This window comes from Nocardioides sp. Leaf374, assembly GCF_916862475.1.
In the GTDB taxonomy this organism is placed as follows: domain Bacteria; phylum Actinomycetota; class Actinomycetes; order Propionibacteriales; family Nocardioidaceae; genus Nocardioides; species Nocardioides kribbensis.
The window spans coordinates 30,775-57,483 of the sequence record NZ_CAKASO010000004.1 but is presented as its reverse complement, the minus strand read 5'-3'; the positions used below and the strand labels follow the sequence as shown (position 1 = coordinate 57,483).

The following is a 26,709-nucleotide window of genomic DNA, read 5'->3' as shown; positions in this document are numbered from 1 at the left end:
CGGGCTCCATCGATCGATCGATCGATCGGATCCGACGCTACACCACCGGGAGGCCGGATGAGAGCCGCGGAGACCGCACCGGCCCCGACGGCGCAGCGCGTGCGCGAGGCCGCCCTCGAGCTCTTCGCCGAGCGCGGCTACCACGGCACCGGGATCCGCCAGCTCGCGGAGCGCGCCGGGCTCTCCTCGGCCTCGCTCTACCACCACATGGGGTCGAAGGAGGAGCTGCTCGGCGCCCTGATGCGCGAGAGCCTCGAGCGGCTGCTGGCCGAGGCGCAGGACGTGGCCGCCCGGGAGCCCGACCCGGGGGAGAGGCTGTGCGCCCTGGTGCGCCTGCACGTGCGCAGCCACGGCGAGCGCCCGCTGGAGACCCGGGTCGTCGACGGTGAGGTCGCCGCGCTCACCGGGCCGGTGCGCGCGGAGGTGGTCGGGCTCCGCGACCGCTACGAGGCGGTCTGGCACGACACCATCGACGCCGGGCTCGCGGCGGGGCTCTTCCACGTCAGCTCGCCGGCCCTGGCCCGCCGGGCCCTGCTGGAGATGTGCAGCGGGGTCGCGCGGTGGTTCGACCCGACCGGTCCGACGGCGCTGCCCGACCTCGCGGAGCAGTACGTCGACCTCGCCCGCGCCCTCCTCGGGGCTGTTGCCACAGCGGGTCGGCGCGTCGACGGCGACACGCCGCGACCGGTCTAGATTTCTCGGGGATTTTCACGATCCAGAGCGCCGCGCTGACCTGCGCAGACGCGCGTCGCCGCAGGTCAGCGCTCGGTTGACACCCGGGCGCGCAGAAAGTCATCGTGTGCCGTCCGCTCGCGCAGATCGCGGGAGTCGGACCGACGTCCGAGTGGCCGTGTCGGAGGGTGTGGGTGCCACGCACCTGTCCGACGCTGTTCGCGGAGGTCGGTCCGCTCCGCGGGAGTGGGCACGGAAGGATCCTGGTCCCCCTAGACAACAGCGCGGCCGCGGCAGCCGGTCTCGCCCGGGCTGGACCGACGGGTGCCGGGATCCTTCCGTACCTCTGCCGGGACACGCCCCGTACCGTGGTCGCGTGCTGATCCGGAGCCTGGGCGCCCTCCTCGCCGGTGTCGCCCTCTCGCTGGCCTTCGAGCCGGTCGCGGTGCCGGCGGTGCTGCCACTGGCCGTGGCCGGCTTCTTCGTCTGCGCCCACGGCCTGTCGGCGCGGCGCGGGCTGGTGGTCGGCCTCGTCTTCGGGCTGTCCTTCTACCTGGTGCACATCTGGTGGATGCGCGCCGTCGCCGTGCCCGCCTGGATCGCGCTGTCGGTGGTGGAGGCGCTCTTCTACGCCGCCCTCGGCGCCGCGGTGGCACGGCTCTCCACCGCGCCGCGCACACGAGGCGCCTGGCCGCTGTGGGCGGGCGCCGCCTGGGTGGCCGCCGAGGTCGTGCGCAGCGGCTGGCCCTTCAGCGGCATGCCCTGGGGCCGGCTGGCCTTCGCCGTCGTCGACACCCCGGTGGCCGCCTCGCTGCCGTGGGTCGGCATGGTCGGCGTGAGCGCGCTGCTCGCGCTCGGCTCGGCGCTGCTGGCCTGGCTCGTGGTGGCCACGGGCCGCTCCCGGCTCGCGGCGGGCGGAGCACTGGCGGGCCTGGTCGCGCTGCTGGCGGTGCCGGCGCTCGCGCCGTACGACGCGGGGGCGCGCGAGCTCGACGAGGCCCCGAGCACCGCCACCGTCGCCGCCGTGCAGGGCGACGTGCCCGGACCGCTGGGCAACGACGTGCTCTACGACTTCCGCCAGGTGACCGAGAACCACGTGCAGGCCACCGTCGACCTCGCCGACGACGTCGCGCGCGGCGAGGCGGCCCGTCCCGACTTCGTGCTGTGGCCGGAGAACTCCACCGCGGTCGACCCCTTCAGCGACGTCACGACGCGTGCCGGGATCGAGCGGGCGGTCGGCGCGATCGGGGTGCCGGTCGTGGTCGGCGGGCTGGTCGACGACGGCCCCGACCACGTGCTCAACCAGGGCATCGTGTGGGACCCGGTCAGCGGGGCGGGGGAGCGCTACACCAAGTGGCACCCGGTGCCCTACGGGGAGTACATCCCCTTCCGACAGCTGCTCGACTTCAACTTCGGCGAGCTGGCCCGCATCCAGCGCGACATGCGGGCCGGCACCCGGGTGGAGCCGCTCGAGGTCGCCGGGGTGAGCGTGGCCGACGCCATCTGCTTCGACATCGCCTACGACGACGGCATCTACGCCCAGGTGACCCGCGGCGGGGAGCTGCTCACCGTGCAGACCTCCAACGCCACCTTCATCCAGACCGACCAGATCGACCAGCAGTTCGCGATCACGCGGCTGCGGGCGATCGAGACCGGGCGCTGGACGGTGGTGGCCTCCACCAACGGCGTCTCGGGGGTGGTCTCGCCGACCGGCGAGGTCGTGGAGACCGCCGACCCCCGCACCACCGCCGTGCTCGTCTCGGAGGTCGGGCTCACCAGCACCGTCACCCCGGGGGTCAGGGTCGGGCCGTGGGTGGCCCGGCTGTGCATCCTGGCGTCGCTCCTCGGACTCCTGGCGGCCGTCGTCCCGTATCGTCGTCGACCCACACTCACGCACCGCACCTCCGGGAGCGCGCCCGCGCTCGCCGGTCACTCGAGCGAACGAGGCCCCGCATGAGCATCGCCGGACTCGGCCGCGTCGTCATGGTCGTCCCGACCTACGACGAGGCCGAGAACATCGCCTGGATCGTCGGGCGGCTGCGCCGGGCGCAGCCCGACGTCGACGTGCTCGTCGTCGACGACGGCTCGCCCGACGGCACCGGCGACCTCGCCGACGCCCTCGCCGCGGCCGACCCCCAGGTCAGCGTCGTGCACCGCACCGCCAAGGAGGGCCTGGGAGCGGCCTACCTCCACGGCTTCGACGTCGCGCTGCGCGCCGGCTACGACGTCATCGGCGAGATGGACGCCGACGGCTCCCACCAGCCCGAGCAGCTCGGTGCCCTCCTCGACGCACTCCAGCAGGCCGACCTCGTGATCGGCTCGCGCTGGGTGCCCGGCGGCTCGGTCGTGAACTGGCCGTGGCACCGCCAGGCGCTCTCGCGCGGGGGCAACCTCTACGTGCGCCTGCTCCTGGGCATGTCGGTGCGCGACGCCACCGCCGGGTTCCGGGTCTTCCGGCGCACCACCCTGGAGAAGATCGACCTGTCGACGGTCGCCTCGACGGGCTACGTCTTCCAGACCGACCTCGCCGCCCGCACGCTGCGGGCGGGCCTGCGGGTGCGGGAGGTGCCGATCGAGTTCGTCGAGCGCGTGCGCGGCGACTCCAAGATGAGCGGGTCGGTGGCCTCGGAGTCGCTGCGGCGCGTCACCGAGTGGGGCCTGCGCGAGCGGCGCCGCCAGCTCGCCGAGGCCGTACGCCGCCGCCGCGCCCGCACCGCCGGGTCGGGCCGCTCGCACCGCGCGCGCAGCGGGGCGGGACGCCCGTGAGCCAGCCCGACGACGCACCCCGGCCCGGCCGGCGACCCGGCAGCCCGGCCGCCGGCCGGCGCCGCCCCTGGGCGCTGCTGCTCGTGGTCGCCTTCGTGGTGATGCCGATCGTCGAGATCTACGTGCTGATCCAGGTCGGCCAGGTCATCGGCGTGGGCTGGACCGTGCTGCTGCTCGTGCTCGACAGCATCCTCGGGGGATGGCTCATCCGCCGCGAGGGGGCGCGCGCGTGGCGGGCGATGCGCACCACGCTGGAGGCCGGGCGCATGCCCGCGCGCGAGCTGGCCGACGGCGGGCTGGTGGTGCTGGGCGGCACGCTCATGCTGAGCCCGGGCTTCGTGACCGACGTCTTCGGCATCCTGCTCATCCTGCCGATCACGCGCCCGCTCTTCCGCGGCGTGCTCACCACGCTCGTCTCGCGACGCCTGGTGGGGGGTGTGGCCGGCGGCGGCCCCGCCGGACCGGGCGGCTTCCCGGGCGGGTTCCCGGGCGCACCCCGCCCGGACGCACGACGCCCCGGACCGGGGCCGCAGGGGCCGGTGGTCCGGGGCGAGGTCGTCGACGGCGAGTAGCCGCCGCGTCGCGGGGTCCGGCCGGGGCCGGACCCGCGCGGGCGTCAGGCGGAGGCCTGGCGCTTCTTGGCGTTGGCGCGGTGGAGGTGGGCCGGGCCGATCTCGCCGCCGCGCAGCAGCTCGAGGCGCTCCTTGAGGATGTCCTCGAGCTCCTTCTCAGAGCGGCGCTCGAGCAGCATGTCCCAGTGGGTGCGCACCGGCTTCTCGGCCTTGACCTCCTTCTCGATGCCCGACGTGCTCAGCGCCTCGGCGCCGCAGCGCGGGCACTCCCACACCGCCGGGATCTCGGCCTCGACCGACATCGTGATCTCGAAGCCGTGACCCTGCGGGCAGCGGTAGCCGACCTGCTGGCGGGCCGCGAACTCGATGCCACGCTCGTCCTCGAAGCTCTGTCCTCCGAGTCGCGCTCCGCGCAACGTGCGCTCAGCCATGAGGCACCTCCAGTTCCTTGTCCCCCGGGTGGTCTGACGTGAGGCCGAAGCACGGCACGGTCGCCGTGGGCCGCGGGAACGCAGCGGCCGTCGCGATGCCGGTCTCACGAAGTGATCAACGGTACTGAGGTCCGGACAATTCCGGAAAACACCGCGACGCGGCTCACCCCCGCGGATTCACAGTCGCCTCTCAGGATGCGGCCCCCGGGCGGCGGGCGAGCCCCTCAGGCCGCCGCCCGCCGCATCAGCGAGGCCGGCACGGTGTTGCCGGCCTCCTCGATGCCGCGCCGGGGGTCGAGGCGCAGCAGCACCAGGAAGCCCAGCAGGAAGAACACCAGGAGGGCGAAGATGGCGGGGCGGTAGGAGCCGGTGAGCTGGAAGACCACGCCGAAGAGCAGCGTGCCGAACCACGAGGTGCCGCGCTCGGCAGCGTTGTAGAGCGCGAAGTACTCGCCCTCGCGGCCGCGCGGGATGAGCAGGCTGAAGAACGAGCGCGACAGCGCCTGGGTGCCGCCCATGACGACCGCGATGGCGGCTCCGGTGAGCACGAAGAGCCCGACGTCGCCCGCGGGCAGGGCGATGGCGGCGACGACGATCGCCATCCACCCGACCGTGCCCCACAACAGGCAGCGGTAGGCCCCGTGGGTGGAGGCCAGCCGGCCGAAGAGCAGCGCGCCGCCGAAGGCGACGAACTGGATCATCAGGATGGTCGCGATGAGCACCGTCTGGCTGAGACCGAGCTGCTTGGAGCCGTAGGTCGAGGCGCTCGCGATGACGGTCTGGATGCCGTCGTTGTAGAAGAGGTAGGCGATCAGGAAGGTCATGGTCATCGGGTAGCCGCGCAGCTCGCGCATCGTGGTCCACAGCTGCCCGAAGCTGCGCTGCACGAGGGAGCCCTCGCGCGACGGCGCCTCGGGGGAGGGCTGGTGGTCGCGCAGCCGCACGAAGGGCACGATCGTGAAGCCGGCCCACCACAGCGCCGCCGAGAGCATCGAGAGCCGTACGGCGAGCTCGGTGCCGATGCCGAAGGCGTCGTGGCCCAGCACGACGACGAGGTTGAGCAGGAGCAGCAGGCCTCCGCCGAGGTAGCCCCACGCCCAGCCGCGCGAGGAGACCCGGTCGCGCTCCTCGACGGTGGAGATGTCGACGAGGATCGCGTAGTAGCTCACGAGCGAGCAGCCGCCGAGGATGCTCGCGGCCACCACGGCGACCGCGCCGAGCTGCCAGTCGTCGCCCTCCATGAAGAACAGCAGCGACCCGGCGAGCGCGCCGGCCCACGCGAAGCCGGCCATGTGGCGCTTCTTGTGCGCCGAGCCGTCGACGAAGGCCCCCACCACGGGCAGCACGAAGGCGCTGGCGATGGTGGCGAAGGTCGTCAGGTAGGCCGGCAGCGAGCCGGCGGCCAGGTCGAGCCCCAGCAGCGAGACGGTGCGGCTGCAGGTCTCGTCGGGGTCGGGGCAGCCGGCGGCCCGCCCGGCGACGGTGATCATGTACGGCGCGAAGAGCACCGTCAGCACCGAGGTGTAGAAGGCGGAGTTGGCCCAGTCGTACCAGCTCCAGGCCCGTTGCTCGCGCCGCCGCTCCAGCGGACGCAGGTCGGCGACCCCGCGCGGGGCGCCGGTCGACTGCTCGGGGTCGGTGCTCATGCGGGCTCCCTCCACCGCCCCGCCGCGAGGAGGACCTCGCGGAGGACGTCGGTGCGGTCGGTCATCAGGCCGTCGACGTCGAGGTCGAGCAGCGCGGTCATCTCCTCGGGGTCGTCGACGACCCACACGTGCACGTGCTTGCCGGCCGCGTGCGCCCGGCGCACGACGGAGCGGGTCACGACCTGCAGCCGCCAGCGGCCCCACCGCCGCTCCCGTGGCACCTGGAGGGCCGCGACCCGCCGTCCGGTGAGCAGGTCGGCGAGGCGCGCACTGGGGCACAGCCGCCACACCGCCACCTCCACGGGGTGGGCCGAGGTGGCCACGCGCCCGCCGGTGAGCCGGCGGAACCGCCCCAGCCGTCGCGGGGAGAACGAGCCCACCAGCAGCCGGTCCCACGCCTCGCGCGCGGCGACGAAGTCGGCGAGGGCCGCCACGGCGCCGTCGGACTTGAGGTCGACGTTGAAGCGGGCCCCGGGCAGGGCGTCGAAGAGCTCGGCCAGGGTCGGCACCTGCTCCCGGCCGCCGACCCGGGCTCGTCGGACCTCGGCCAGGCTGAGCGAGGAGATCGCGCCGCGCTGGTCGCTGACCCGGTCGAGCACGCTGTCGTGGAAGGCCAGCAGGACGCCGTCACGGGTCACGTGCACGTCGGTCTCGAGGTAGCGGTAGCCGAGGTCGGCGGCGTGGCGGAAGGCCGCCAGCGTGTTCTCCAGACCCTCGATCTCGGGGTGGAAGGCCCCACCGCGGTGGGCGAAGGCCAGCACCGGTCGCGTCGGCCCGGCGTCCGTGGTGCCCTCCCGCAGGTACGCCGGCACCGCGTCGGCCCGCGACGCCCGCGGTGCGGCCGAGGTGCGCGGGCGTCGGGTCACGGGCGTGAGTATGCACCTCCGCGCCCGGCCCCGGGGAGCGGCGGGTGGGGCCCGCCGCGCGTGTCGGCCGCCGGCCCGGCGCGGGTGGGGGCCGGTCGGGGGCGGGTCACAGCCAGGTGTCGGCGTCGGCGCGCCCGAGGAGCACGGGGAGGGCGCGCCGCCACCGCTCCACGACCCGCGCCTGCGCGGAGCCACCGGGGTCGACGAGCCGGGTCATGGCGGCGCCGGTGAGCAGGTCGACGGTGAACTGCACGAGGGTCGCGACGCGGGGGTCCTCGTCGCCGACGACCCCCGCCACGGTGGCGTGCACCGTGGCGAAGACCCGGCGCTCGACCGGGCCCAGCACCGACCTGAGGTCGGGGTCGGTGCGCGCGGCCACCCACAGCTCCAGGACGGCCAGGAAGACGGGGTCGGCCAGGTCGGCCTGCACGAGGTCGACCGCCGCGTCCCAGCCGGTCTGCGGGCCGGCCTGCGTGTCGGCCTGCGTGCCGGCCCGCGCGTCGGCCTGCGCGTCGGCCCTGGTGCCGGTGCTGGTGCCGGCCCGCTCACCGAGCACCCCGAGGCGCCGGGCGGCGACCTCCTCGACGACCGCCACCATCAGCGCCGCCCGGGTGGGGAAGTGGTGCAGCAGCGTGCCGCGGGCCAGACCGGCGCGCTGCTGCACCTCGGCCAGCGTGGTGGCGGCGTGGCCCTTCTCCAGCAGCGAGGCCACGGTCGCGTCGAGCACCCGGGTCCGGGTCGCCGCGCTGCGCTCGGCCTGGCTGCGCCGGGGGTGTGACGGGCGGGTCGCGGTCATCGGGCCAGGCTAACGGTCCTGGCCCACAAACAGTCCGGGCCGACGGTATGTTGGGCCCATGGACCCCGAGCCCTCCGCGGCGACCGACCCCGCCCGACCCGCCGCCCCCGGCCGCGCGCCCGCCCCCGCCGACCGGGTGGCGCGCGCGGTGCGGCGTACGACGGCGGGGGCGCGGGGATCGGTGGCGCTCGCGCGGACCCCGGGGCTGGTGCGCGGCCTGGCCGCCGGGGTGGGCGAGGGCCTCGCCGCGCGGGTGGGGCTGGCCGGCTCCGCGCGCAGCGGGCCGGAGGAGGGCGCGGGGACGGGCGAGCACGGCGTGCTCGACCCCGACGCCGCGATGCCCGCGCCCGCGGGGCTCGACGGGTTCGCGCGGCACGTGGGCGCGGCCCGGTCGGTGGCGTCGCCCGCAGCGGCGGTGGTCGAGCAGCTGCACTCCACCGGAGCGCTCGCCTCGTGGCTGACCCTGCACGCCGCCTACCGCGGCGACGTGCCGGAGGTGCTGGCCGAGGGCGACACCCTGCGCCAGCAGATCCTGCTCATGGACATCCCCGCCGAGGCGCGCTGGCGGGTGGAGGCGGCCGACGAGCACGGCCTGGCCCTGCGCGGCACCGGTCCGATGGGCGTCACCCTCGCGCTGTGGCTGCGCGTCGCGCCGACCGACGGCGGCAGCGTGGTGAGGCTCGACGCCGGTCTCGACGGCGCACCCCTGCGCGGCCCCGTCGGCACGACCGCCACCCGCAGCGTCGAGGCCGCCCTCGCCTCCTCGCTGGTGGCGCTCTCCGAGGCGCTCAGCGGCGCGGCACCGGCGGGCCCGCGGCTGCGGGTCGGCTCCGCCCCCGTGCTCCACCGGGCCTCGGGCCGGATGCTCGAGGCGAGCACCCCGGTGATCGTGGGCGTGGGCCAGGTCGTGCAGCGCGACCCCGACCCGGCGGCCCGGCCCGACCGCGACCCCGTCGCGCTGGCCGTCGAGGCGCTGCGGCTCGCCGCCGAGGACGCCGGCGCGGCGCTCGACCTGCTCGCCGCCGCCGACCACGTCTACGCCGTGCCCAGCGCGTCGTGGACCTACGCCGACCAGGCCGCCCTCGTGGCCGCCGGCGTCGGCGCGACTCCGGTCGCGACCGTGCAGTCGAGCCCCTACGGCGGCGACGGCGGCCAGCTGGTCGTCAACGACGCCGCCGAGGCCGTGGCCGAGGGTCGCGCGCACGTCGTGCTGCTCGCCGGCGCGGAGGCGGGCGCCACGGTCTCGCGGGCGCAGGCGCTGGGGATCGAGCTCGACTGGCCCCGCCAGCCCGAGGGCACCGCCCCCACCCGCACCGTCGGCGTCGACCGCGTCGCCAACACCGAGGCGGAGACCGGGGTGGGCCTCGGCGCGCCCGTCTACGTCTACGCCCTGCTGGAGTCGGCGGTGCGCCGGCGCCTGGGTCGCAGCGCGAGCGAGCACCTCGACCACGTGGCGCGGCTGTGGTCGCGCTTCTCCGGCGTCGCCGCCGCCAACCCCTACGCGTGGTCGCCGCACCGGGTCGCCGCGGAGGACCTGGCCACGCCCGCACCCGACAACCGCGCGGTCAGTGCGCCGTACACCAAGCTGCTGTGCGCCAACCTGCAGGTCGACCTGGCCACGGGCACGGTGCTGACCAGCGTCGCCGCCGCCGAGGCCGCCGGCGTCCCGCAGGAGCGGTGGGTCTTCGTGCACGCGGGCGCCTCGGCCCACGACGAGTGGTTCGTCTCCGAGCGCGACGACCTGTCGCGCTCGCCCGCGATCGCCGCGATCGGCGCGGCCGCGCTGGCCCACGCGGGCGCCTCGATCGAGGACGTCGACCTGGTCGACCTCTACGCCTGCTTCCCCTCCGCGGTCGAGATCGCGGCCGACGCGCTCGGACTGCCGCTCGACGACCCCGCCCGACCCCTGACGGTCACCGGCGGGCTCACCTTCGCCGGCGGTCCCGGCAACAACTACGGCAGCCACGCCGTCGCCACGATGGTGCCGCTGCTGCGGGCCCGCCCGGGGGCGCTCGGGCTCAGCACCTCGCTGGGCTGGTACGCCACCAAGCACGCCCTCGGCCTCTACTCCGCCACCCCGCCCGAGCGCGCCTTCGCCCACCTGCGCCCGGTGGTGGACCGGCCGCCCCGGCGCCCCGTGCTCGCCTCCTACGCCGGACCCGCCGTCGTGGAGGCCGCCACGCTGCCCTACGACCGCTCCGGCGAGCCCGAGGCCGTCGTGGCCAGCCTGCTCACGCCGACGGGGGAGCGGGTGCTGGTGCGCAGCGAGGACCCCGCGCTCGTCACGGCGATGGTCGACGACGTGCTGCTCGGCGCCGAGGTCGAGGTCGCCGTCGGCGGCGGGACCGGGAGCGGGAGCGGGAGCGGGGAGGAGCGTCTCGTGGTGACCGCCCCCGGGCGCCCGGGCTCGACGCCGGCCCCGCTGCCCGCGGCGCCGCGCCCTCCGGTGCGCACCGAGCGTCGCGGTGCCGTGCTGGTCGTCACGCTCGACCGCCCGGAGGTGCGCAACGCCGTCGACGCCCGCACCGCCGAGGCACTCGAGCAGGCTGTCGACGACGCCGAGGCCGACCCCGGGGTGCGGGCCATCGTGCTCACCGGAGCGGGTGGCACCTTCTGCGCGGGCATGGACCTGCGGGCCGCCGCCCGCGGCGAGCTGCCGGTGACCGCCGGGCGCGGGCCCCTCGGGCTGACCGGTCGACCGCCCACGACGCCGCTCGTGGTGGCGGTGGAGGGAGCGGCGCTCGCCGGGGGCTGCGAGCTCGTGCTCGCCGCCGATCTCGTCGTGGCCGCGCAGGACGCGACCTTCGGGCTGCCCGAGGCCCGCCGCGGGCTGGTGGCCGCCGCCGGCGGCATGGTGCGCGCCCGCGAGCGGCTGCCGCGCAACGTCGCCATGGAGCTGGTGCTCCTGGGCGAGCCCGTCGACGCGCCGCGCCTGCACGCCCTGGGCCTGGTCAACCGGCTCGTGGCGCCGGGCGACGCCCTCGAGGAGGCCGTCGCCCTGGCCGCGCGGATCGCCGGCAACGCACCCCTCAGCGTCGCGCTGGGCAAGCGGGTCGTCGACGAGTCACCGGGCTGGGCGTCCGCCGAGGCCTTCGAGCGGCAGGGCGAGCTGGCCTCGGCGGTGCTGCTCTCCGACGACGCCCGCGAGGGCGTCGAGGCCTTCGCCGAGCGTCGCGACCCGGTGTGGCGGGGTCGCTGACCCCGGCCGCCGCCCCTGCCGGGGCCGCGGGCGCACCCGTGCCGCGCGTGCCCGTCGTACGGCGGGAGGCGGAGCTGTCGGCCCGGACCCGCACCTGTCGGCCCGTGCGTGGGCCGACAGGTGCGGGTTTCACCGGCCGGCTGGTGACACCCGCACCGCCGGGCGCGGCCCGACCTCAGATGTCGCGGAAGGTCTCGATCGAGGCGCCGAGGGTGTTCAGGCGCTCGGCGAGGTCCTCGTAACCGCGGTGGATGACGTAGGTCGAGCGCAGCACGGAGGTGCCCTTCGAGGCCAGCATCGCCAGCAGGATCACCACGGCCGGGCGCAGCGCCGGCGGGCAGACGATCTCGGTGCCGGAGAAGTGCGTCGGCCCCTCGATCATCACGCGGTGGGGGTCGAGCAGCTTGACCGAGGCGCCGAGCTTGGTCAGCTCGGTGAGGTAGATCGCGCGGTTCTCGTAGACCCAGTCGTGCAGCAGCGTCTGGCCCGTCGCCACCGCGGCGATGACGGCGAAGAACGGCAGGTTGTCGATGTTGAGGCCGGGGAACGGCATCGGGTGGATCTTGTCCAGCGGCGCGTGCAGGTCGGAGGCGTGGGTGGTGAGGTCGACCAGCCGGGTGTGGCCGTTGCGCGCGACGTACTCCTCGGTGCGGTCGTAGCGGAAGCCCATCTCCTCCAGCGTGGCCAGCTCGATCTCGAGGAACTCGATCGGCACGCGCTGGATCGTGATCGAGGACTTCGTGACGATCGCGGCGGCCAGCAGCGACATGGCCTCGATCGGGTCCTCGGCCGGGGCGTAGTCGACGTCGACGTCGATGACCTCGCAACCGGTAACGGTCAGCGTCGTGGTGCCGACGCCCTCGACGGTGACGCCGAGGCGCTGGAGGTAGAAGCAGAGGTCCTGGACCATGTAGTTCGACGAGGCGTTGCGGATCACCGTGGTGCCCGGGTGCAGCGCGGCGGCCATGAGGGCGTTCTCGGTGACGGTGTCGCCGCGCTCGGTGAGCACGATCGGGCGGCCCGGCTCGATGGCCCGGTTGACCTGGGCGTGGTACATCCCGTCGGTCGCCTTGACCTCGAGGCCGAAGGGCCGCAGCGCGGCCATGTGCGGCTCGACGGTGCGCGTGCCGAGGTTGCAGCCGCCGGCGTAGGGCAGCTCGAAGGCGTCGGCGCGGTGCAGCAGCGGACCCAGGAACATGATGACCGAGCGCGTACGCCGCGCCGCGGTCTCGTCGACCGCGTCGAGGCGCAGCTCCTTGGGCGGGATGATCTCCAGGTCGTTGTCGGCGTTGAGCCAGCGGGTCTGCACCCCGAGGCTGCCGAGCACCTCCAGCAGACGGTTGACCTCCTCGATGCGGGCGACCTTCCGCAGCGTCGTGCGCCCGCGGTTGAGCAGCGAGGCGCACAGCAGCGCGACGCCGGCGTTCTTGGAGGTCTTCACCTCGATGCTGCCGGTCAGCGTGGTCGGACCGCTCACGCGCAGGTGCGTCGGACCGGCGCCGAGGGCCACGATCTCGGAGTCGAGCGCAGCGCCGATGCGGGCCAGCATCTCCAGGGAGAGGTTCTGATGGCCCTTCTCGATGCGGTTGATCGCGCTCTGACTGGTGGAGAGCAGCTCGGCCAGCTGGTGCTGGGTGAGGCCTCGGTGCTTGCGGGCGTCGCGGATGAGGTTGCCGATCCGACCCTTGTATCCCTCGCTCATGCCGTCCACGGTAACTCACATGTGAGATAGCGCCGCATCCTCCGTGACCCGCGCGTGTCGGGCCGCTCCGGGCGGTCGGGGAGGGCGTGCCAGGATCGGCACCATGAAGGCCACCACCATCCACGCTGCCCGCGACATCCGCTTCGAGGAGGTGCCCGACGCGCGCGTCGAGCAGCCCACCGACGCCGTCGTCCGTGTCACCACCGCCTGCATCTGCGGCTCCGACCTGTGGCCCTACCGGGGCGAGAACCCGATCAAGGCCGGCTCCACCATCGGCCACGAGTGCATCGGCGTCGTCGAGGAGGTCGGCTCCTCGGTCTCCCAGATCCGCGTCGGCGACTTCGTCGTCGTGCCCTTCGACCACTGCGACAACACCTGCGCCCACTGCCGCGCCGGCATGCAGTCGGCCTGCGTCGACCTCTCCATCACCCAGAGCGGCCAGGGCGAGCTGGCCCGCGTCGGCCACGCCGACGGCAGCCTCGTGCGCGTCGACGGCGTGCTCGGCGACGGCCGCCCCGATCCCGCCCTGGTGCCCTCGCTGATGGCCCTCTCCGACGTCATGCCCACCGGCTGGCACGCCGCGGTGAGCGCGGGCGTCGCCGAGGGCGGCACGGCCGTGGTCGTGGGCGACGGGGCCGTCGGCCTGTGCGGTGTGCTCGCGGCCTCGATGATGGGCGCCGAGAAGGTCGTGGTCATGTCGCGCCACGAGTCGCGCCAGCGCATCGCCCGCGACTTCGGCGCCACGCACGTGGTGGCCACGCGCGGCGAGGAGGGCGAGGCCGAGGTCATGGAGATCACCGGGGGCGTCGGGGCCGACGCGGTCCTGGAGTGCGTCGGCACCGACCAGGCCATGCGCACCGCGTTCACGGTCGCCCGCCCCGGCTCGACGGTCGGCTTCGTCGGCGTACCGCACGGCGTCGAGCTGCCGATCCGGCGGATGTTCTCCCACAACGTCGGTCTCGCCGGCGGCATGGCCCCCGTGCGCCGCTACCTGCCCGAGCTGCTCGACCACGTGCTGGCCGGCCGCATCGACCCGGGGCTGGTCTTCGACCTGACCCTGCCGATGGACCAGGTCGCCGAGGGCTACGCCGCCATGGACGAGCGCCGCGCCACCAAGGTGCTGCTGCAGCCCTGAGGGCACCGGAGGGACCGGGGCGCGCCGCCGCGCGCCCCGGCAGCGGCCGGGCCCACACGGGTGGGCCCGGCGCCGTCGGCCGCGAGTAGCGTGCCCGCGGGAGAGGTCCGCACGGACCGGTGGGAGGACGCATGACCGAGCTGGTGCTGGGACCGTTGCTGCGCCACGTCGACGAGACGTCGGCGACGATCTGGGTGGAGACCTCCGACGCCACGTCGGTCACGGTCAGCACCACCGCCGAGGGCGGGGGAGCGGGCCCGAGCGCGCAGGCCCGCACCTGGCGGGTGCACGGGCACCACTACGCGCTCGTCGAGCTCACCGGCCTCCAGCCGGGGTCGCGCTCGGCCTACACCGTCTCCCTCGACGGCGCCGAGGTCTGGCCCCCGCCGGAGACGCCCCAGGAGGACTCGGTCATCGGGACCCTGCTGGCCGGGCGTCCGCTGCACCTGCTCTTCGGGTCGTGCCGCGTCGCGGTGCCCCACGACGAGGAGCACCACGAGAGCTTCGGCGTCGACTCGCTGCGCACCTTCGGCCTGCACCTGATCCGTCACCCCGAGCAGCGACGGCCCGACCTCATGATGTTCCTGGGCGACCAGGTCTACGCCGACGAGACCTCGGAGTCGATGCGCGACTTCATCGCCGCACGGCGCGACCCCGACCAGGACCCGGGCTGGGAGCTGCAGGACTACGAGGAGTACGCCGAGCTCTACCGCCTCGCCTGGAGCGACCCCGCCAACCGCTGGCTGCTCTCGACCGTGCCCAGCGCGATGATCTTCGACGACCACGACATCCGCGACGACTGGAACACCTCGGTGACCTGGCGACGCGACATGGAGGCCACCTCGTGGTGGAAGGGCCGCATCGTCGGCGGGCTCGCCTCCTACTGGGTCTACCAGCACCTGGGCAACCTCGACGCCGCCGGTCGCGCCGAGGACCGGGTGTGGCAGCTCGTGGCCGGCCACGAGGGCCCCGAGGAGCTCGACCTCACCCAGACCCTCGACGAGCTGGCCGACCTCGCCGACCGCGAGCCCACCACCTACCGGTGGAGCTACGCCCGGACCTTCGACACCCAGGCGCGCCTGGTCGTCGTCGACTCCCGCGCCGCCCGCGTGCTGGAGCCCCAGCTGCGCTCGATCATCGACGACGAGGAGATGGCGTGGCTCGACTCGCAGATGCGCGGCGACGTCGACCACCTGCTCATCGGCACCTCGCTGCCGTTCCTCATGGCCCCCGGCCTGCACCACACCGAGGCCGTCGTGGAGGCGGTCGCGGAGGGCGTGTGGGGCAAGCACGTCGCGCGACTCGCCGAGAAGCTGCGCCGCGCCGTCGACATCGAGCACTGGGCCGCGTTCCAGGACGGCTTCCGCAAGGTCGGTCTCATGGCGCGCGAGGTGGCCGCCGGCGAGCGGGGCCGGGCCCCGATCACCGTCACCTTCCTCAGCGGCGACGTGCACCACAGCTACCTCGCCCGCGCCTGGCCCGACCCGAGGGCCGGGGTGGAGGCGCGCAGCCGGATCGTGCAGGCGGTGTGCTCGCCCATCCGCAACCCGCTGCCCACGGTGATGCGGCTGGCCTTCTCGCTGGGCGTGCGCGGCAAGGCCCGCCCGCGGGGCTGGGTCATGGGGCGGCGCACCCTGCGCTCGCCGCTGCACTGGGAGGTCACCGACGGGCCGTGGTTCACCAACCTGCTGGCCACCCTCGACGTGCGCCCCGGCGGGCTGTCGATCACCTGGTCGACCGGCGAGGTCCGCGACGGCGACCACGACCGGCCGGTCTGGCGCGCGGTGTCCTCGGTCGACGTCTGAGCCGCGCGGCGGGTCGACCCCGGGGAGGGGAGCCCGCTCAGGCGGGCCCGGCGAAGGCGACGGGCTTGCCCTGGGCACGGGCGTAGGCGACCTCCCGGCGGGTGGACTCGCCGAGGTGTCCACCGGGGGCGACGACCAGGACCCGGTCGGCCAGGTCGATGCGGCGCAGGTGGAGCTCACCGAGCGCGGTGCGCTGCTCCTCGCTCACGGGCTCGTCGGTGACGGACAGGTCCGACGGCCGGTCGAGCACGACCGGCGCGAGCACGATCGCCCCGGCGAGGGTGAGTACGCGCGTCGCCTCGGTCAGCTCTTCGGCGAAGCGGAGGGAGCCGCAGAGGCACACGACCTCGGGGCGTGGGGGCACGGCTGGTCCTCGCGGGTCGGTGACTCGGTCGCGCACCAGGATGACAGAACGTGCGTGCGAAGGCGGCTGGTGCCGAGGCGCTCCTCCACGACCGCCATGGCCGGGTGGTGGCTTCGAGACGCTCGCTGGCGCTCGCTCCTCAACCACCGGAGCGGGCCTCGTGGCCGGCCTGCGGGGTCAGGCGACGCGGGCGGTGCGCACGGGGGTGCCCGGCATGACGACGGGCTCGCAGGAGCAGCTGTCGCCGCAGGCCAGGAAGGTGTGCACGGCGTGGCCGCAGCGCAGGCACGGCATGTCGTGCGACAGGTGCGTGTCGGTGGCGGGGGTGGTGTCCCACATGGCGGTTCCTCCTCTCGGCGTCGGTCCGGGATCCGTCCCCTGACCGTACGGACACCGGGGGGCCGATGTGAGGTGAACGACACGCGCGTCGCGAAGACTGTCCGGACGGAGCGGGGGAGGCCTGGCCCAGACGGGCCATGCGCCGTGGTCACCTGTGACCACGTGTGGCGCCGGGCCGTCGGATCAGCCGTGCAGCGGGCGGTGCGCGGCGACCATCGTGTAGTCCTTCGCCGGGCCCCGGACCTCCCAGGTGATGGTCCAGCCGCCGGCCGGGGAGCCGGGCTCGAGCAGCCCGCGGTAGTGGTCGCGCCCGCAGGGGTGGTCGACCTGCACGCCGGGCTCCCAGGGGTGGAAGTCGCGTCCGTCCTCGAAGGTGACCCACCAGCCCTGGTCGCGGGGCTCGACGTAGAGGGTGCGGGAGACGGGCACGCTCGTGCCTGGCCAGGACATGGTGCCGTGCTCGTGCCACCTCACGCGGCCGTCGCCGAGGAGGCTGAGCTCGGCGAGCCCCACCACGCTGCGGCGCAGCCCGTCGTGGCGGTCGTCGATGTCGCGCTCGACCGACCACGTGCCCAGCAGGTCGAGCGGCCCGGCCGGGGTCGACCGGCCGGGCGGGGGAGCCGGCGTCAGCGGCTCTGGGTGGTGCGCAGCGTCGCGGCGATCAGCACGACGATGCCGGCCGACAGGTCGCTGACCATGACGGTCGTCGAGCTGTTGGCGAAGATGCCGACCAGCACCAGGCCGATGCCGCACAGGAAGAGCACGCCGATGGCGGGCGCGGCCGGGAGGTCGACCTTGAGAGAGAGCGCCGCGAGGATGATCACCAGCGCGAAGGACTGCGAGATGTAGCCCGACCACATGCCGTCGGGGGTGTCGGTGGAGTAGAGCATCCAGCTGGAGAGCAGGAGCGCCGTCGCGGCGCCGAGCGCCAGGGCCCAGCCGAGCGGGCCGGCGACCGGCGGGGGAGCGACGTAGGGCTGCTGCGTGACGGTCTCGGGGGTGGCCGGGGTCGACGCCTCGGGCCGGGACACGGGAAGGGACACGGTCGGGCCGCTCTCTGCTCGGAGTTCGATCGGGGGTGGTGCGTGCAGCCGGGCTGCGCTCGTGCGGGGTGCTGCTGGGGCCGATCCTAGCCGGGCGTGCGCCGCCGCCGGTGGGCCAGGTGGGGCGGGGGATCGGGCGGAGGCGGGGGCGGGAGCAGCTCGTTCTGCCGCTCGCGCACGGCGAGCTTGATCTGCTGCAGGTTGTTGCGCAGCAGGTCGGAGACCAGCTCGTCCATCCGGGGGTCGCCGAGCATCTCGATCAGCACCCGCAGCGTGGTCTCGGTGACCTCGGAGACCACGAGGTCGTAGCCGGGCAGGCGTCCGATGAGCCGGGAGGTCGGGTCGTGGCGGACCTTCTCGGTGACGAGGGCCTTGAGCTCGTCGTGGTTCTCCAGCAGGGCGTCGGAGATGTTCTTGGTGTAGTGACCGGTCTGGATGACGTCGGCGACCTCGTCGAGCACCATGATCGTGATCGGGCGCTTGACCATCGAGACCACCTTGTCGCGGCCCTTGTTGATCTGGCGGATCGCGAAGGGCGTGCGCAGCCCGCGCCGCACCAGGAAGCGGGTCACGACGGCCGAGACGACGGCGAGCGCGATGAGCAGGACGACGATCAGCGCGACGAGCTGGGTCGTGCTGAGGCCGGCCACGAGGGGGATCACGGCGCCATCCTGCCGGACCGCAGCCCTCACCTGGTGAGCGTGGCGAGCAGCAGCGGGCCGGTCGCCTCGCCCGCGTGGCCCGTGAGCACACCGGCCGGCGGGTCGGCCGGGGCGGCGGCGGGGTGACGGGAGACGCCGAGCGTCGCGCCCCCGACCCGCACGAGGGTCCAGCCGTCGACGTCGGTGACGGCCTCCTCGCCCAGCGCGCGCCCGACGTCGAGTGCGGTGTCCGCCAGCGGCGCAGCGCCGCCGGTGCCGCTCGCGCGCGCCGACGGGTCGCGCTCCACCTCGGTGCCGTCGTCCTGGCGCACCACCTCGCGGGCCTCGCCGGCCGCGTCGGCGATCGTGGCCGCCAGCGTCGCGACGTAGGCCGGGTCGCCGCAGCCGTCGTAGACCCAGCGCGGACCCAGCACGGTGTGCTCCATGGTCGTGACCAGCCAGCGCTCGCCGTCGGGCAGCGGCGCGCCACGGAAGGTCAGCGGCACCTGGAGCACACCGCCGGCGGCGTCGCGCACGAGGAAGGTCTCCACACCCACCTCGCCGGCCGGGTCGTCGAACCGGAAGGCGCCCAGGGTCTCGACCTCGCCCGCGTCGAGCGCCCACGGCTGCTGCGGCAGCCAGGCGTTGATCGCCTCGAGCTTGGTCGGGACGATGCTCGCGCGGTGCAGGAGGGCCATGCCCGGCAGGCTAGCCGGGGCTCCTAGGCTGCACCGGTGACCTCGCCCGACGCCGCTGCCCCCGAGCCGTCGACCTCTGACACGCCCCCGCCCGCGCTGCACACGACCGAGGTCGGCTCGACCGGCCCCACCGTCGTCTTCCTCCACGGGCTCTTCGGGCAGGGTCGCAACTTCACCCAGGTCGCCAAGGCCCTCCAGCCCGACCTCCGCTCCGTGCTCGTCGACCTGCCCAACCACGGCCGCTCACCGTGGACCGGCACCGCCGACTACGAGACGGTCGCCGAGACCGTCGCCGCCTGGCTGCGCGCCAGCTACGCCGCGCAGGGCCCGGTGCACCTCGTGGGCCACTCGATGGGCGGCAAGGTGGCGATGGTCCTCGCGCTGCGTCACCCCGACCTCGTGGACCGGCTCGTCGTGGTCGACATCTCCCCGGCGCCCAGCGACGGCGCGGGGGAGTTCGAGCACCTGCTGGGGGCGCTGGCCGGGCTCGACCTGCCCGCGCTGACCAGCCGCGCCGACGCCGACGCGGGTCTGGCCGGCCCGATCGACGACGAGCGGGTGCGCGGGTTCCTGCTGCAGAACCTGCGCTCGGGCCAGGACGGCTTCCGCTGGCAGGCCGACCTCGACCTGCTGCGTCGCGAGCTGCCCGCCATCGCGGGCTTCCCCGAGCTCGACGACGTCGCGCCGTTCGACCACCCGGTGCTGTGGATGGCCGGCGCACGCTCGGCGTACGTGCAGCCCGAGCACGAGCCGCTGATGCGTGCCCTCTTCCCGCGCACGCGCCAGGTGACCATCAAGGGCGCCGGGCACTGGGTGCACTCGGAGCGGCCGGAGGCCTTCGTCTCCGCGCTGCGCGTCTTCCTCACCGCGGCGCTCTAGCCTGACCGGCATGCCGACCCGCGCCCAGATCGTGTCCTTCGCCGGCGACGCGCCGCCGCCGGGGGAGTCGCCCTGGGTCGCCGGGAGGGGCCCGAGCCCCTCGGTCGTCGTCGTCGACCCCGACCCCTCCTGGGCGCAGCGCTCCGAGGAGGTCATGGCGCAGCTGCGCACCGCCCTGGGCTGGCGGGTGCTGATGCTGGAGCACGTGGGCTCCACCGCCGTGGCGGGGCTCGCCGCCAAGCCCACCCTCGACCTCGACCTGGTGCTCGCCGACCCCGACGACGAGGACGCCTACGTGCCGGCGCTGGAGGCGCTGGGCTTCGTGCTCACCGTGCGTGAGCCGTGGTGGCAGGGCCACCGGCTGCTGCGCCTCGACCCGCCGGCGCTGGGGGAGAGCCTCGGCTGCCACCTGCACGTCTTCGGGCCCGACAGTGCGGAGCCGTGGAAGCACCGACTCTTGCGCGACTGGCTGCGCGCGCACCCCGACGAGCGGGAGCTCTACGCCGCCGCAAAGCGCTCCGCCGCCGACGCCGCGAGCGCGGCGGGGGAGCACTCGATGCTCTACAACGCCCGCAAGCAGGACGTGGTGCGCGCGATCTACGCCCGTGCCTTCCGCGCCGCAGGCCTGTCGGACTGACCCGTTCACACGCTCGCCGACTCCGGGTCGGACGGCTCGGGCTCGGACGTCTCAGGGTCGGACGAAAACTCCGAGCCGGCCCGCCGGGCGGAAGCCATGCCGGGCGTAGAAGTCGGCGGCGTGACTGTCGCGGGCGGTGAGCAGGAACCAGTGCCGTACGTCGGGCATCGCTGCTCCCAGCGCCTCGAGCAGGGCGCCGCCGACGCCGGCCCGCTGGCGGCCGGGGGCGACGCACATCTCCTGGAGCAGGAAGTGGTCCTCGGGTCCGGAGCGCTCGCGGTGCCCGAGTGCGAACCCCACCACGGCCCCGGCGTCGAGCGCGCAGACCCCGAGACTGCGCGGTGTCGCGAGGAAGTCGGACAGGCGGAGGCGCGCGTCGACGGGCGCCCACGACTCTTCCCAGGGCGGGGCGGCGAAGGTCTCGACGTAGATCTCCACGCAGGCGTCGAGGTCGTCGGTGCTCAGGGGGCGGATCACGCAGCGAGTCTCGCGCACTAGCCTGGCGGGATGCCGAGGGTGGTGTTCATGTGCGGGCCGGCCGGGTCGGGCAAGACGACCTACGCGAGACGTCTCGAGACGGCCGGCATGACCCGGCTGTCCTTCGACGTCGAGATGTGGCGGCGCGGGATCACCACGGTGCCGCTGCCACCCGGGGTCCGGGCCGAGATCGAGACCGACCTGCGCGCCCGTCTGCTGCAGCTGGTCGGGGACGGCGCCGACGTGGTGCTCGACTTCTCCTTCTGGTCGCGCGCGATGCGCGACGACTACCGCCGGCTCCTGGCGCCGCTGGGCGTCGTGCCCGAGACCGTCCACCTCGCCACCGACCGCGCCACCGTGCTGGCCCGCCTGCGCGGGCGTCGTGCGGCGCACCCCGACGACTTCGTCATCGACGAGGCGCTGGCCGAGCGCTACGTCGACCACGTCGAGGCGCCGACGCCCGAGGAGGGGCCGCTCGTGGTGGTCGACGCCCCGCAGACGGGGCCGAGCAGCTGAGAGGGGTGGTCGCGGCACTCCGGTAGCCGTGGCGCGTGGGGTCGCCGTGGCGCGTGGTGCCGCGACGGGCCGTGGGATCGTGTGCCGCGTGAGCAAGCCCGACCTGCCCGACCTGCCCGACCTGCCCGTCGCCGTCGCGCAGCCGAGGGTCCATCGCGGTGACCTCGCCGCCACCGCGCGCGAGCACGCCCTCGCCCTCGCCTCGGCCGGTGCCCGCCTGGTCGTCTTCCCGGAGCTCTCGCTGACCGGCTACGAGCTGGACGCGGAGCCCGTCGAGCTCGACGACCCGCACTGGGCGGTCATCGTCGAGGCCTGCGCCCGGGCGGGAGCCGTGGCCCTGGTCGGCGCTCCCGTGGCCGTCGAGGACCGCCTCTTCATCGCCACCGTCCGTGTCGACGGCGACGGGGTCTCGCTGGCCTACCGCAAGAGCTGGCTCCACGGCGACGAGCACCGCCGCTTCACCCCCGGCGACGGCCCAGCCACCACGACGGTCGACGGCTGGGTCGTCGGCCTGGCCATCTGCAAGGACACCGGAGCCAGCCAGCACACCGCGGGTCTGGCCCCGCTCGGTGTCGACCTCTACGCCGCCGGTGTCGTCGACGTGCCCGCCGACGTCGTCGAGTGCCGTGCACGGGCCTTCGTGATCAGTCGCGCGCTCGGTGTGCCCGTGCTCATCGCCAGTCACGCCGGCGGCACCGGCGGGGGATTCACCGAGACCGCCGGCCGCTCGGTGGTCGTCGCCGCCGACGGATCGGTCCTGGTCGAGGCCGACGAGGCCGTCGGCCGCGTCGTGCGTGCCACGCTCGTCGCCCCGACGTAGCCCGAGTCGGCAGGGCGACCGTCCTGCGCGGTCAGCCGCGCCCGGTGTCGCTGTGGCCTAGGATCGCGTCGTCTTTACTTTCCGTCTCGGGAGGCCCGTCGTGTTCACCTGGATCCTCGTCGCCTGTCTGGCGGCCGTCGTCCTCTACGCCGTCGCCGGCTGGGTCAGCGCTGGTCGGCTCGCACGCCGCCTGCGCAGCGGTGAGACCGGGGGAGAGCAGCTGTCGAGCCGCCACGAGGCCGACCAGCGCGCCCGTGCCAGCGCGGCGAAGGCCCAGCGCGACGCCGTACGGTTCCACCAGCCCGGGTCGTCGGGCCCGAACCCCTCCGGGCCCTAGCCTGTCGCGATGTCCGTCTCACTGAAGTACGCCGTGGTCGAGCGCGAGCGCCGCTGGCTGGTCCGTCGGATCCCCGAGGAGGTGTCGAGCACCAAGGACATCGTCGACCGCTACGTCACGGGCACGCGGCTGCGGCTGCGCGAGGTGCGGGAGGCCGACGGCACCGTCGTCCGCAAGCTCGGGCACAAGGTACGGCTGACCGACGGCCCGGCCGAGGTCGCGTGCACCAACCTCTACCTCGACGACGCCGAGTGGGCCGTCCTGGCCGCGCTGCCGAGCCGGGTGCTGCGCAAGCGGCGCCACATGGTCCGCCGCGACGGCCTGCTGGTCGTCGTCGACGAGCACGAGGACGGCTCGCTGGTCGCCGAGATCGACGACGGCGACCAGCCTGCCCTCGAGCCCCCGGGCTGGCTCGACGTCATCCGGAACGTCTCCGAGGACGAGTCGTGGACCGGGGCCAGCCTCGCCGGGTCCTGAGCTCGACGCTGACGGGTTCTGACCCGCGATCAGCACCCTCTCGACCCATTCACCGCGGCCTGAACATGCCGCCGATAACTGACATTATGTCAGGTCGCGGCGAATGACAGCCGTGGAGGACGTATCCGCCCCTCCCCGGTACTTGCTCCCGAGCCACGTCCCGACGAACGGCCGAGACGGTGGGTCACCGTGCCTCCAGGACGAAGAAGAGGAAGCAGAGGAACGCGGTGCGGTCGCCGAGGTCGGGCGGCAGCAGCTCCGCCGGTGTCTGCGGCGAGAACGGCGGCTCAGCCAGGGTGGAGATCCGGAACCCGGCCCGCGAGAACGCGTCGGTCATCGCGTGCAGCGGTCGGTGCCAGAAGGTCAGCGCCGCCGTGCGGCCGTCGAAGGTGTAGTCCTCGGTGTAGGCCGTCGTCGCGAAGTAGTCCTCCTGCGGGTAGACGACCGGGCGGATGACCGGGTGGTTGACCGAGAGCAGCAGCCGACCGCCGGGCTCCAGCACCCGTCGCAGCTCGGCCAGCGGGCCTGACCAGTCCGGCAGGTAGTGCAGCACCAGCGAGGCGACGGCGTCGTCGAACTCCCCTGCGGCGAACGGCAACGGCTCGGCGAGGTCCGCGACCACGACGTCGACGTCGTCGCCGAGGCGCCGTCGGGCCAGCGCGGCCATCGCCGGGCTCGCGTCGAGGCCGGTCACCAGGGCCCCGCGGTCCCGCAGCGCCTGCGCCAACGCGCCCGCGCCGCACCCGACGTCCAGGACGCGACGTCCGGTCACGTCGCCGGCGAGGTCGAGCATGGCGGGTCGCTCGTAGTGGGCGTTGAAGAGGTTCGACTCGTTGTCGCGGGCGTAGGCCTCGGCGAAGTCGTCGTAGTGGTCGGCCCGCATCGTCGTCCTCGTCCCCTCGCGCTGTCGGTGGTCGCACCGAGAGCGCCGGGATCCCCCTGCTCCCCCGGATCGGTGCCCGGATCGGTGCCCGGACCAACGCACCACCTCCACCTGCTCGCGTCAAGGCGACGGGCGGAGGGACTCAGGTCGAGACCGTGGACCGGTCGGCCCGCATCGTGGGTGTGAGCAGCACGCAGACCGACACCGCGAAGACCGCGGCGGCGACGAGGAGGGCGGCTGCGTTGCCGAGCAGGACCACGAGCAGCCCGGCGGCGGGCGCCGCGACGACGAGGATGCCGCGGTTGACCGACCGCATGGTCGTGTTGGTGCGTGCCTGGAGCCCGTCGGGGGTGCGCAGCTGGCGGTAAGCCATCTCGTGGGAGTTGCTCAGGCCCATGCCGAGGCCGGAGAGCAGCTGACCGGTGGCGAAGACGACCACCGCAGTCCCCTGCTCCCCCGCGCCGACCGACGCCGCACCCGCCGTCACCAGCGCCGCAGCGACCGCGAGCACCCGGGCGGCAGCGATGGTCGGACCGGTGCCGAGCAGGTGCCCCACCACGCCGGTGACGGCGGCGCCCAGCACGGCCCCCGCCCCGGCGCAGGCGACGGCGAGGCCGAGCTGGAAGGCGCTGAGGCCGAGCTCCACCAGGGCGTACGGCGCGATCACCACCCCGAGGACCGCCTGGCCGGCGAACCAGACGTGGGTGGACACCGCGAGCCGGGTGAGGCCTGAGTCGCGGTAGACCCACCGGATCCCGGCCGCCACCTCGCGGCGCAGGTGCGAGGGACGAGCCCGGCGGTCCACCGCCGGTGGCTCCTCCACCCGCAGTCGCCACACGACCGCCGCGGAGAGCAGGAAGCTCACGGCGTCCACGAGCACCGCGAGCGGCGCGCCGACCAGGCTGACGAGGCCCCCGGCCAGCGCGGGCCCGGTGGTCTGCGCGGCGGCGTCGCCGGTGTCGAGCCGGGCATGGGCCTGCTGGAGTCGGGGCCGTGGCACGAGCCGCGTCACGAACGACTGCGAGGCGGCGTCGTTGAACAGCGAGGCGGCACCGAAGGCGACCACGACCCCCAGCAGCACCGGGAGGGTCAGCACCCCGGCCCACCACGCGAGCGGGATCGCCACGAGAAGCGCCGCCCGGGCCAGGTCGGTGGCGATCATGACGGGACGACGGGGCCAGCGGTCCACCCAGGCACCGACCAGCAGACCGATGACGAGGTAGGGAAGCCACCGGCTGCTGTTGAGCCAGCCGACGTCCTGTGCGTCGCCCCCGAGGTCGAGCACGACCAGCGTCTGCAGCGCCAGCACCGTGACGTAGGAGCCGGCCGCCGAGACCGTCTCCCCCGTCCAGAACCACCGGAATCCCGGCGCGACCGGCCCGGTCGGGCGCGTCCTCCGGTCCCCCGCCCGCGGCTGCGCCATGGTCCGAGGCTAGTCGTGCCTCACGTCCCTCAGGCGCTGCTCGGGTCGTTGAGCCGCAGGATCCGGCGTCGCTCCTCGGCGGTGAGGTCCGCGACCGCGAGCACCTCCTGGAGCACCGCCGACTTGCGGGCGACATAGGTGTCGATGTCCATGGCGGGGTCGGCGGCCAGGGCGAGCTTGACCGCGGCGTAGGCCTCGCGCAGGTCCTCGCGGCGCCGGAGCACGTCGCGCACGGCGAGGTGGTTGCGCACACTCAGGGTGCCGGCGCGGCAGACGTAGACGTGACGCCGCGGGTCGTCGTCGGGTGCGTGGAAGGCCTCGCGGTCGGGCACGCCGAGGTCGCCGCGGTGCACGTAGCCGGCCGACTCCAACGCCGCCACGGCGGCGTCGACGTCATCCGCGGGGACCACGACGTCGATGTCGAGCACCGGCTTGGCGGCCAGGCGGGGCACCGCGGTCGAGCCGACGTGCTCGACGTACGCCGAGGGCACCGTGGTCAGGGCCGACCGCAGCTGCGCGGCGACCCGGTCGAACTGCACAGGCCACTGCGCGGAGTACGGGACCACCTCGACCGGCACCCAGCGATGCTAGCCGCCGAGGCGGGTCGTGACGGCTCGGGCCTCGCTCCCCCAGCCTGTCGGATCTCCACCCGTCGGCACCATCGCCCAGGACGTCGCGAGCTCCACGACGTCGAACCAACGGCTCTCGGCAGGCGAGAGCCGGCTCACCGACTCATAACCCGCCCGGAACGTCTGGCGGACCCCGCCCGGGACCGGCGCCCAGTCGTGGAAGCGGGTGCCGAGGAGCACAGCGGCCCGCGCCAGCTCGACCACGCGCTGCTCGGCGCGGGCCTCCTCGAGGTCGAGCAGCGCCACGACCTCGGCTCCCCGGCACAGCACGTTGGCCGAGCGGACGTCGCCGTGGACGAGCTGGGGCGCGCCACCCAGCTCGGGTGCCTCCCGCAGCAGGCGGCGCAGGAGGGCACCGGCCGGGGCTGGCAGGTGGCTGCTGTCGGCCCCGAGCCTGCCCGCGAGGGCTCGCCGCGGGTCGACGTAATCCGGCGAGCCCGCGAGGTGCACGCCGCCCGGCCAGCGCGCGAGAGCCACGTGCAGACGCGCGAGCGCGGCACCCGCGGCCCGGACCTGGGCCGGGTCGTCGACGTCGAGCAGCTCGCCGCGCACGACGCGTTGCACACCCGTCGAGACCCCGTCGTGCTCGACCTGGAGCCGTCCGTCGCGAGCCGGCACCAGCGCCGAGACCGGCTGTCCCTCCCCCTCCAGCCAGCCGGTCAGCCCCGCGAGCTGCTGCAGCCGGGCGAAGCGCTCCTGTGAGCGCGTCCACTTCGCCAGCCGGGGTCCGTCGTCGGTCGACAGCCAGGCGAGGGCGTTGACGTCGCTGAGGACGATCCGCTCGCAGGCGACGTCGTGCGCGCCCCACACCCGCCCCACCAGCGAGCACACCCATCGCCCGGCTGCGGCCGCGCCGTCGAGGCCGAAGCGCTGCCGCAGCACGCGGTCGGGGTCGGCGTCCTCCCACAGCATCGCGACCTGCGGCGCGGTCGTCGGGGAGTCGCTCACCGGTCCAC

29 protein-coding genes are annotated in these 26,709 nt (G+C 74.6%); 13 read left to right on the top strand and 16 right to left on the bottom strand.

Annotated elements, in window-relative coordinates; all coding sequences use genetic code 11:
* The first annotated feature begins 57 nt into the window (after positions 1–57).
* From LPA27_RS03075 to LPA27_RS03060, 4 genes are all read left to right on the top strand, one after another.
* The gene (locus LPA27_RS03075; protein ID WP_228941470.1) at positions 58–693 is read left to right on the top strand and encodes a TetR/AcrR family transcriptional regulator; all 636 of its coding nucleotides are present in this window, start codon (positions 58–60) and stop codon (positions 691–693) included.
* 355 nt (positions 694–1,048) lie between these two features.
* Positions 1,049–2,629, top strand: coding sequence for an apolipoprotein N-acyltransferase (gene lnt / locus LPA27_RS03070; RefSeq protein WP_228941469.1), 1,581 nt, complete (start codon positions 1,049–1,051; stop codon positions 2,627–2,629).
* Entirely contained in the window at positions 2,626–3,438 is an 813-nt protein-coding gene (locus LPA27_RS03065; RefSeq protein ID WP_056864434.1) for a polyprenol monophosphomannose synthase, read from the top strand. Before lnt ends, LPA27_RS03065 begins: the two co-directional genes overlap by 4 nt.
* Entirely contained in the window at positions 3,435–4,010 is a 576-nt protein-coding gene (locus LPA27_RS03060) for an FxsA family protein (protein ID WP_228941468.1), read from the top strand. Before LPA27_RS03065 ends, LPA27_RS03060 begins: the two co-directional genes overlap by 4 nt.
* 44 nt (positions 4,011–4,054) lie before the next feature.
* Here LPA27_RS03060 and LPA27_RS03055 read toward each other — a convergent pair whose 3' ends face one another.
* The 4 genes from LPA27_RS03055 to LPA27_RS03040 form a co-directional block, all read right to left on the bottom strand.
* The gene (locus LPA27_RS03055; RefSeq protein ID WP_056864435.1) at positions 4,055–4,441 is read right to left on the bottom strand and encodes an RNA polymerase-binding protein RbpA; all 387 of its coding nucleotides are present in this window, start codon (positions 4,439–4,441) and stop codon (positions 4,055–4,057) included.
* A gap of 224 nt (positions 4,442–4,665) precedes the next feature.
* Complete coding sequence (locus LPA27_RS03050) at positions 4,666–6,087, bottom strand: MFS transporter (protein WP_228941467.1); 1,422 nt, start codon at positions 6,085–6,087, stop codon at positions 4,666–4,668.
* Complete coding sequence (locus LPA27_RS03045) at positions 6,084–6,953, bottom strand: glycerophosphodiester phosphodiesterase (protein ID WP_324251233.1); 870 nt, start codon at positions 6,951–6,953, stop codon at positions 6,084–6,086. The genes LPA27_RS03050 and LPA27_RS03045 overlap by 4 nt, the downstream gene beginning before the upstream one ends.
* Positions 6,954–7,059: 106 nt before the next feature.
* Positions 7,060–7,749, bottom strand: a complete 690-nt coding sequence (locus tag LPA27_RS03040; protein WP_228941466.1) for a TetR/AcrR family transcriptional regulator — start codon at positions 7,747–7,749, stop codon at positions 7,060–7,062.
* A gap of 58 nt (positions 7,750–7,807) precedes the next feature.
* Between LPA27_RS03040 and LPA27_RS03035 the strand changes: the two genes are divergently transcribed.
* Positions 7,808–10,948: a crotonase/enoyl-CoA hydratase family protein gene (locus LPA27_RS03035; protein ID WP_228941465.1), complete on the top strand. Its 3,141-nt coding sequence runs from the start codon at positions 7,808–7,810 to the stop codon at positions 10,946–10,948.
* 175 nt (positions 10,949–11,123) lie between these two features.
* Here LPA27_RS03035 and LPA27_RS03030 read toward each other — a convergent pair whose 3' ends face one another.
* The gene (locus LPA27_RS03030; RefSeq protein WP_056864692.1) at positions 11,124–12,650 is read right to left on the bottom strand and encodes a helix-turn-helix domain-containing protein; all 1,527 of its coding nucleotides are present in this window, start codon (positions 12,648–12,650) and stop codon (positions 11,124–11,126) included.
* A 103-nt stretch (positions 12,651–12,753) separates the two neighbouring features.
* Here LPA27_RS03030 and LPA27_RS03025 point away from each other — a divergent pair, with 103 nt between their 5' ends.
* Positions 12,754–13,785 carry a zinc-dependent alcohol dehydrogenase family protein gene (locus tag LPA27_RS03025; protein WP_056864437.1) on the top strand — a complete coding sequence of 344 codons (1,032 nt, stop codon included), beginning with the start codon at positions 12,754–12,756 and terminating at the stop codon, positions 13,783–13,785.
* Between the two features lie 131 nt (positions 13,786–13,916).
* On the top strand, positions 13,917–15,590 hold the full coding sequence (locus LPA27_RS03020; protein ID WP_056904067.1) for an alkaline phosphatase D family protein: 1,674 nt from the start codon (positions 13,917–13,919) through the stop codon (positions 15,588–15,590).
* 37 nt (positions 15,591–15,627) lie between these two features.
* On the opposite strand, the gene LPA27_RS03015 is transcribed toward LPA27_RS03020, so the two are convergent.
* The 6 genes from LPA27_RS03015 to LPA27_RS02990 form a co-directional block, all read right to left on the bottom strand.
* Complete coding sequence (locus LPA27_RS03015) at positions 15,628–15,954, bottom strand: hypothetical protein (protein ID WP_228941464.1); 327 nt, start codon at positions 15,952–15,954, stop codon at positions 15,628–15,630.
* Positions 15,955–16,131: 177 nt separating this feature from the next.
* The gene (locus LPA27_RS03010) at positions 16,132–16,293 is read right to left on the bottom strand and encodes a hypothetical protein (RefSeq protein ID WP_193660834.1); all 162 of its coding nucleotides are present in this window, start codon (positions 16,291–16,293) and stop codon (positions 16,132–16,134) included.
* 183 nt (positions 16,294–16,476) lie between these two features.
* Positions 16,477–16,869 (bottom strand): DUF6314 family protein, encoded by a 393-nt coding sequence (locus LPA27_RS03005; protein ID WP_267477177.1) that lies wholly within the window; start codon positions 16,867–16,869, stop codon positions 16,477–16,479.
* 50 nt (positions 16,870–16,919) lie between these two features.
* Positions 16,920–17,336, bottom strand: a complete 417-nt coding sequence (locus tag LPA27_RS03000; RefSeq protein ID WP_156697892.1) for a hypothetical protein — start codon at positions 17,334–17,336, stop codon at positions 16,920–16,922.
* Positions 17,337–17,422: 86 nt separating this feature from the next.
* Positions 17,423–17,998, bottom strand: a complete 576-nt coding sequence (locus LPA27_RS02995) for a hypothetical protein (RefSeq protein WP_228941463.1) — start codon at positions 17,996–17,998, stop codon at positions 17,423–17,425.
* Positions 17,999–18,024: 26 nt separating this feature from the next.
* On the bottom strand, positions 18,025–18,675 hold the full coding sequence (locus LPA27_RS02990; protein WP_228941462.1) for a CG0192-related protein: 651 nt from the start codon (positions 18,673–18,675) through the stop codon (positions 18,025–18,027).
* A 36-nt stretch (positions 18,676–18,711) separates the two neighbouring features.
* Here LPA27_RS02990 and LPA27_RS02985 point away from each other — a divergent pair, with 36 nt between their 5' ends.
* Complete coding sequence (locus LPA27_RS02985) at positions 18,712–19,554, top strand: alpha/beta fold hydrolase (RefSeq protein WP_228941461.1); 843 nt, start codon at positions 18,712–18,714, stop codon at positions 19,552–19,554.
* Positions 19,555–19,564: 10 nt separating this feature from the next.
* The gene (locus LPA27_RS02980) at positions 19,565–20,191 is read left to right on the top strand and encodes a GrpB family protein (RefSeq protein ID WP_228941460.1); all 627 of its coding nucleotides are present in this window, start codon (positions 19,565–19,567) and stop codon (positions 20,189–20,191) included.
* Positions 20,192–20,242: 51 nt separating this feature from the next.
* Here LPA27_RS02980 and LPA27_RS02975 read toward each other — a convergent pair whose 3' ends face one another.
* Positions 20,243–20,668, bottom strand: coding sequence for a GNAT family N-acetyltransferase (locus LPA27_RS02975; protein WP_228941459.1), 426 nt, complete (start codon positions 20,666–20,668; stop codon positions 20,243–20,245).
* A gap of 30 nt (positions 20,669–20,698) precedes the next feature.
* Here LPA27_RS02975 and LPA27_RS02970 point away from each other — a divergent pair, with 30 nt between their 5' ends.
* The 4 genes from LPA27_RS02970 to LPA27_RS02955 all read left to right on the top strand — a co-directional run bounded on the left by LPA27_RS02970 (position 20,699) and on the right by LPA27_RS02955 (position 22,818).
* A complete protein-coding gene (locus LPA27_RS02970; RefSeq protein WP_228941458.1) occupies positions 20,699–21,184 on the top strand; it encodes an AAA family ATPase in 486 nt (161 codons plus the stop codon).
* Between the two features lie 88 nt (positions 21,185–21,272).
* A complete protein-coding gene (locus LPA27_RS02965; RefSeq protein WP_228941457.1) occupies positions 21,273–22,004 on the top strand; it encodes a carbon-nitrogen hydrolase family protein in 732 nt (243 codons plus the stop codon).
* A gap of 100 nt (positions 22,005–22,104) precedes the next feature.
* A complete protein-coding gene (locus LPA27_RS02960; RefSeq protein ID WP_228941456.1) occupies positions 22,105–22,341 on the top strand; it encodes a hypothetical protein in 237 nt (78 codons plus the stop codon).
* A gap of 9 nt (positions 22,342–22,350) precedes the next feature.
* A complete protein-coding gene (locus LPA27_RS02955; protein WP_228941455.1) occupies positions 22,351–22,818 on the top strand; it encodes a hypothetical protein in 468 nt (155 codons plus the stop codon).
* 184 nt (positions 22,819–23,002) lie between these two features.
* Here the strand turns inward: LPA27_RS02955 and LPA27_RS02950 are convergent, their stop codons facing one another.
* The 4 genes from LPA27_RS02950 to LPA27_RS02935 form a co-directional block, all read right to left on the bottom strand.
* Entirely contained in the window at positions 23,003–23,701 is a 699-nt protein-coding gene (locus tag LPA27_RS02950) for a class I SAM-dependent methyltransferase (RefSeq protein WP_228941454.1), read from the bottom strand.
* 142 nt (positions 23,702–23,843) lie between these two features.
* The gene (locus LPA27_RS02945; protein WP_228941453.1) at positions 23,844–25,124 is read right to left on the bottom strand and encodes an MFS transporter; all 1,281 of its coding nucleotides are present in this window, start codon (positions 25,122–25,124) and stop codon (positions 23,844–23,846) included.
* A 29-nt stretch (positions 25,125–25,153) separates the two neighbouring features.
* Positions 25,154–25,702 carry a GrpB family protein gene (locus tag LPA27_RS02940; protein ID WP_228941452.1) on the bottom strand — a complete coding sequence of 183 codons (549 nt, stop codon included), beginning with the start codon at positions 25,700–25,702 and terminating at the stop codon, positions 25,154–25,156.
* 9 nt (positions 25,703–25,711) lie between these two features.
* The gene (locus LPA27_RS02935; protein WP_228941451.1) at positions 25,712–26,701 is read right to left on the bottom strand and encodes a phosphotransferase; all 990 of its coding nucleotides are present in this window, start codon (positions 26,699–26,701) and stop codon (positions 25,712–25,714) included.
* Positions 26,702–26,709 lie beyond the last annotated feature (8 nt).

Bases quoted from the DNA above. Each gene is read 5' to 3' on its own strand.
- LPA27_RS03075 (WP_228941470.1), top strand. From the start codon at position 58: ATGAGAGCCGCGGAGACCGCACCGGCCCCGACGGCGCAGCGCGTGCGC.
- LPA27_RS03065 (WP_056864434.1), top strand. From the start codon at position 2,626: ATGAGCATCGCCGGACTCGGCCGCGTCGTCATGGTCGTCCCGACCTAC.
- LPA27_RS03055 (WP_056864435.1), bottom strand. From the start codon at position 4,441: ATGGCTGAGCGCACGTTGCGCGGAGCGCGACTCGGAGGACAGAGCTTC.
- LPA27_RS03050 (WP_228941467.1), bottom strand. From the start codon at position 6,087: ATGAGCACCGACCCCGAGCAGTCGACCGGCGCCCCGCGCGGGGTCGCC.
- LPA27_RS03040 (WP_228941466.1), bottom strand. From the start codon at position 7,749: ATGACCGCGACCCGCCCGTCACACCCCCGGCGCAGCCAGGCCGAGCGC.
- LPA27_RS03035 (WP_228941465.1), top strand. From the start codon at position 7,808: ATGGACCCCGAGCCCTCCGCGGCGACCGACCCCGCCCGACCCGCCGCC.
- LPA27_RS03030 (WP_056864692.1), bottom strand. From the start codon at position 12,650: ATGAGCGAGGGATACAAGGGTCGGATCGGCAACCTCATCCGCGACGCC.
- LPA27_RS03025 (WP_056864437.1), top strand. From the start codon at position 12,754: ATGAAGGCCACCACCATCCACGCTGCCCGCGACATCCGCTTCGAGGAG.
- LPA27_RS03020 (WP_056904067.1), top strand. From the start codon at position 13,917: ATGACCGAGCTGGTGCTGGGACCGTTGCTGCGCCACGTCGACGAGACG.
- LPA27_RS03010 (WP_193660834.1), bottom strand. From the start codon at position 16,293: ATGTGGGACACCACCCCCGCCACCGACACGCACCTGTCGCACGACATG.
- LPA27_RS02990 (WP_228941462.1), bottom strand. From the start codon at position 18,675: ATGGCCCTCCTGCACCGCGCGAGCATCGTCCCGACCAAGCTCGAGGCG.
- LPA27_RS02980 (WP_228941460.1), top strand. From the start codon at position 19,565: ATGCCGACCCGCGCCCAGATCGTGTCCTTCGCCGGCGACGCGCCGCCG.
- LPA27_RS02970 (WP_228941458.1), top strand. From the start codon at position 20,699: ATGCCGAGGGTGGTGTTCATGTGCGGGCCGGCCGGGTCGGGCAAGACG.
- LPA27_RS02955 (WP_228941455.1), top strand. From the start codon at position 22,351: ATGTCCGTCTCACTGAAGTACGCCGTGGTCGAGCGCGAGCGCCGCTGG.
- LPA27_RS02950 (WP_228941454.1), bottom strand. From the start codon at position 23,701: ATGCGGGCCGACCACTACGACGACTTCGCCGAGGCCTACGCCCGCGAC.
- LPA27_RS02945 (WP_228941453.1), bottom strand. From the start codon at position 25,124: ATGGCGCAGCCGCGGGCGGGGGACCGGAGGACGCGCCCGACCGGGCCG.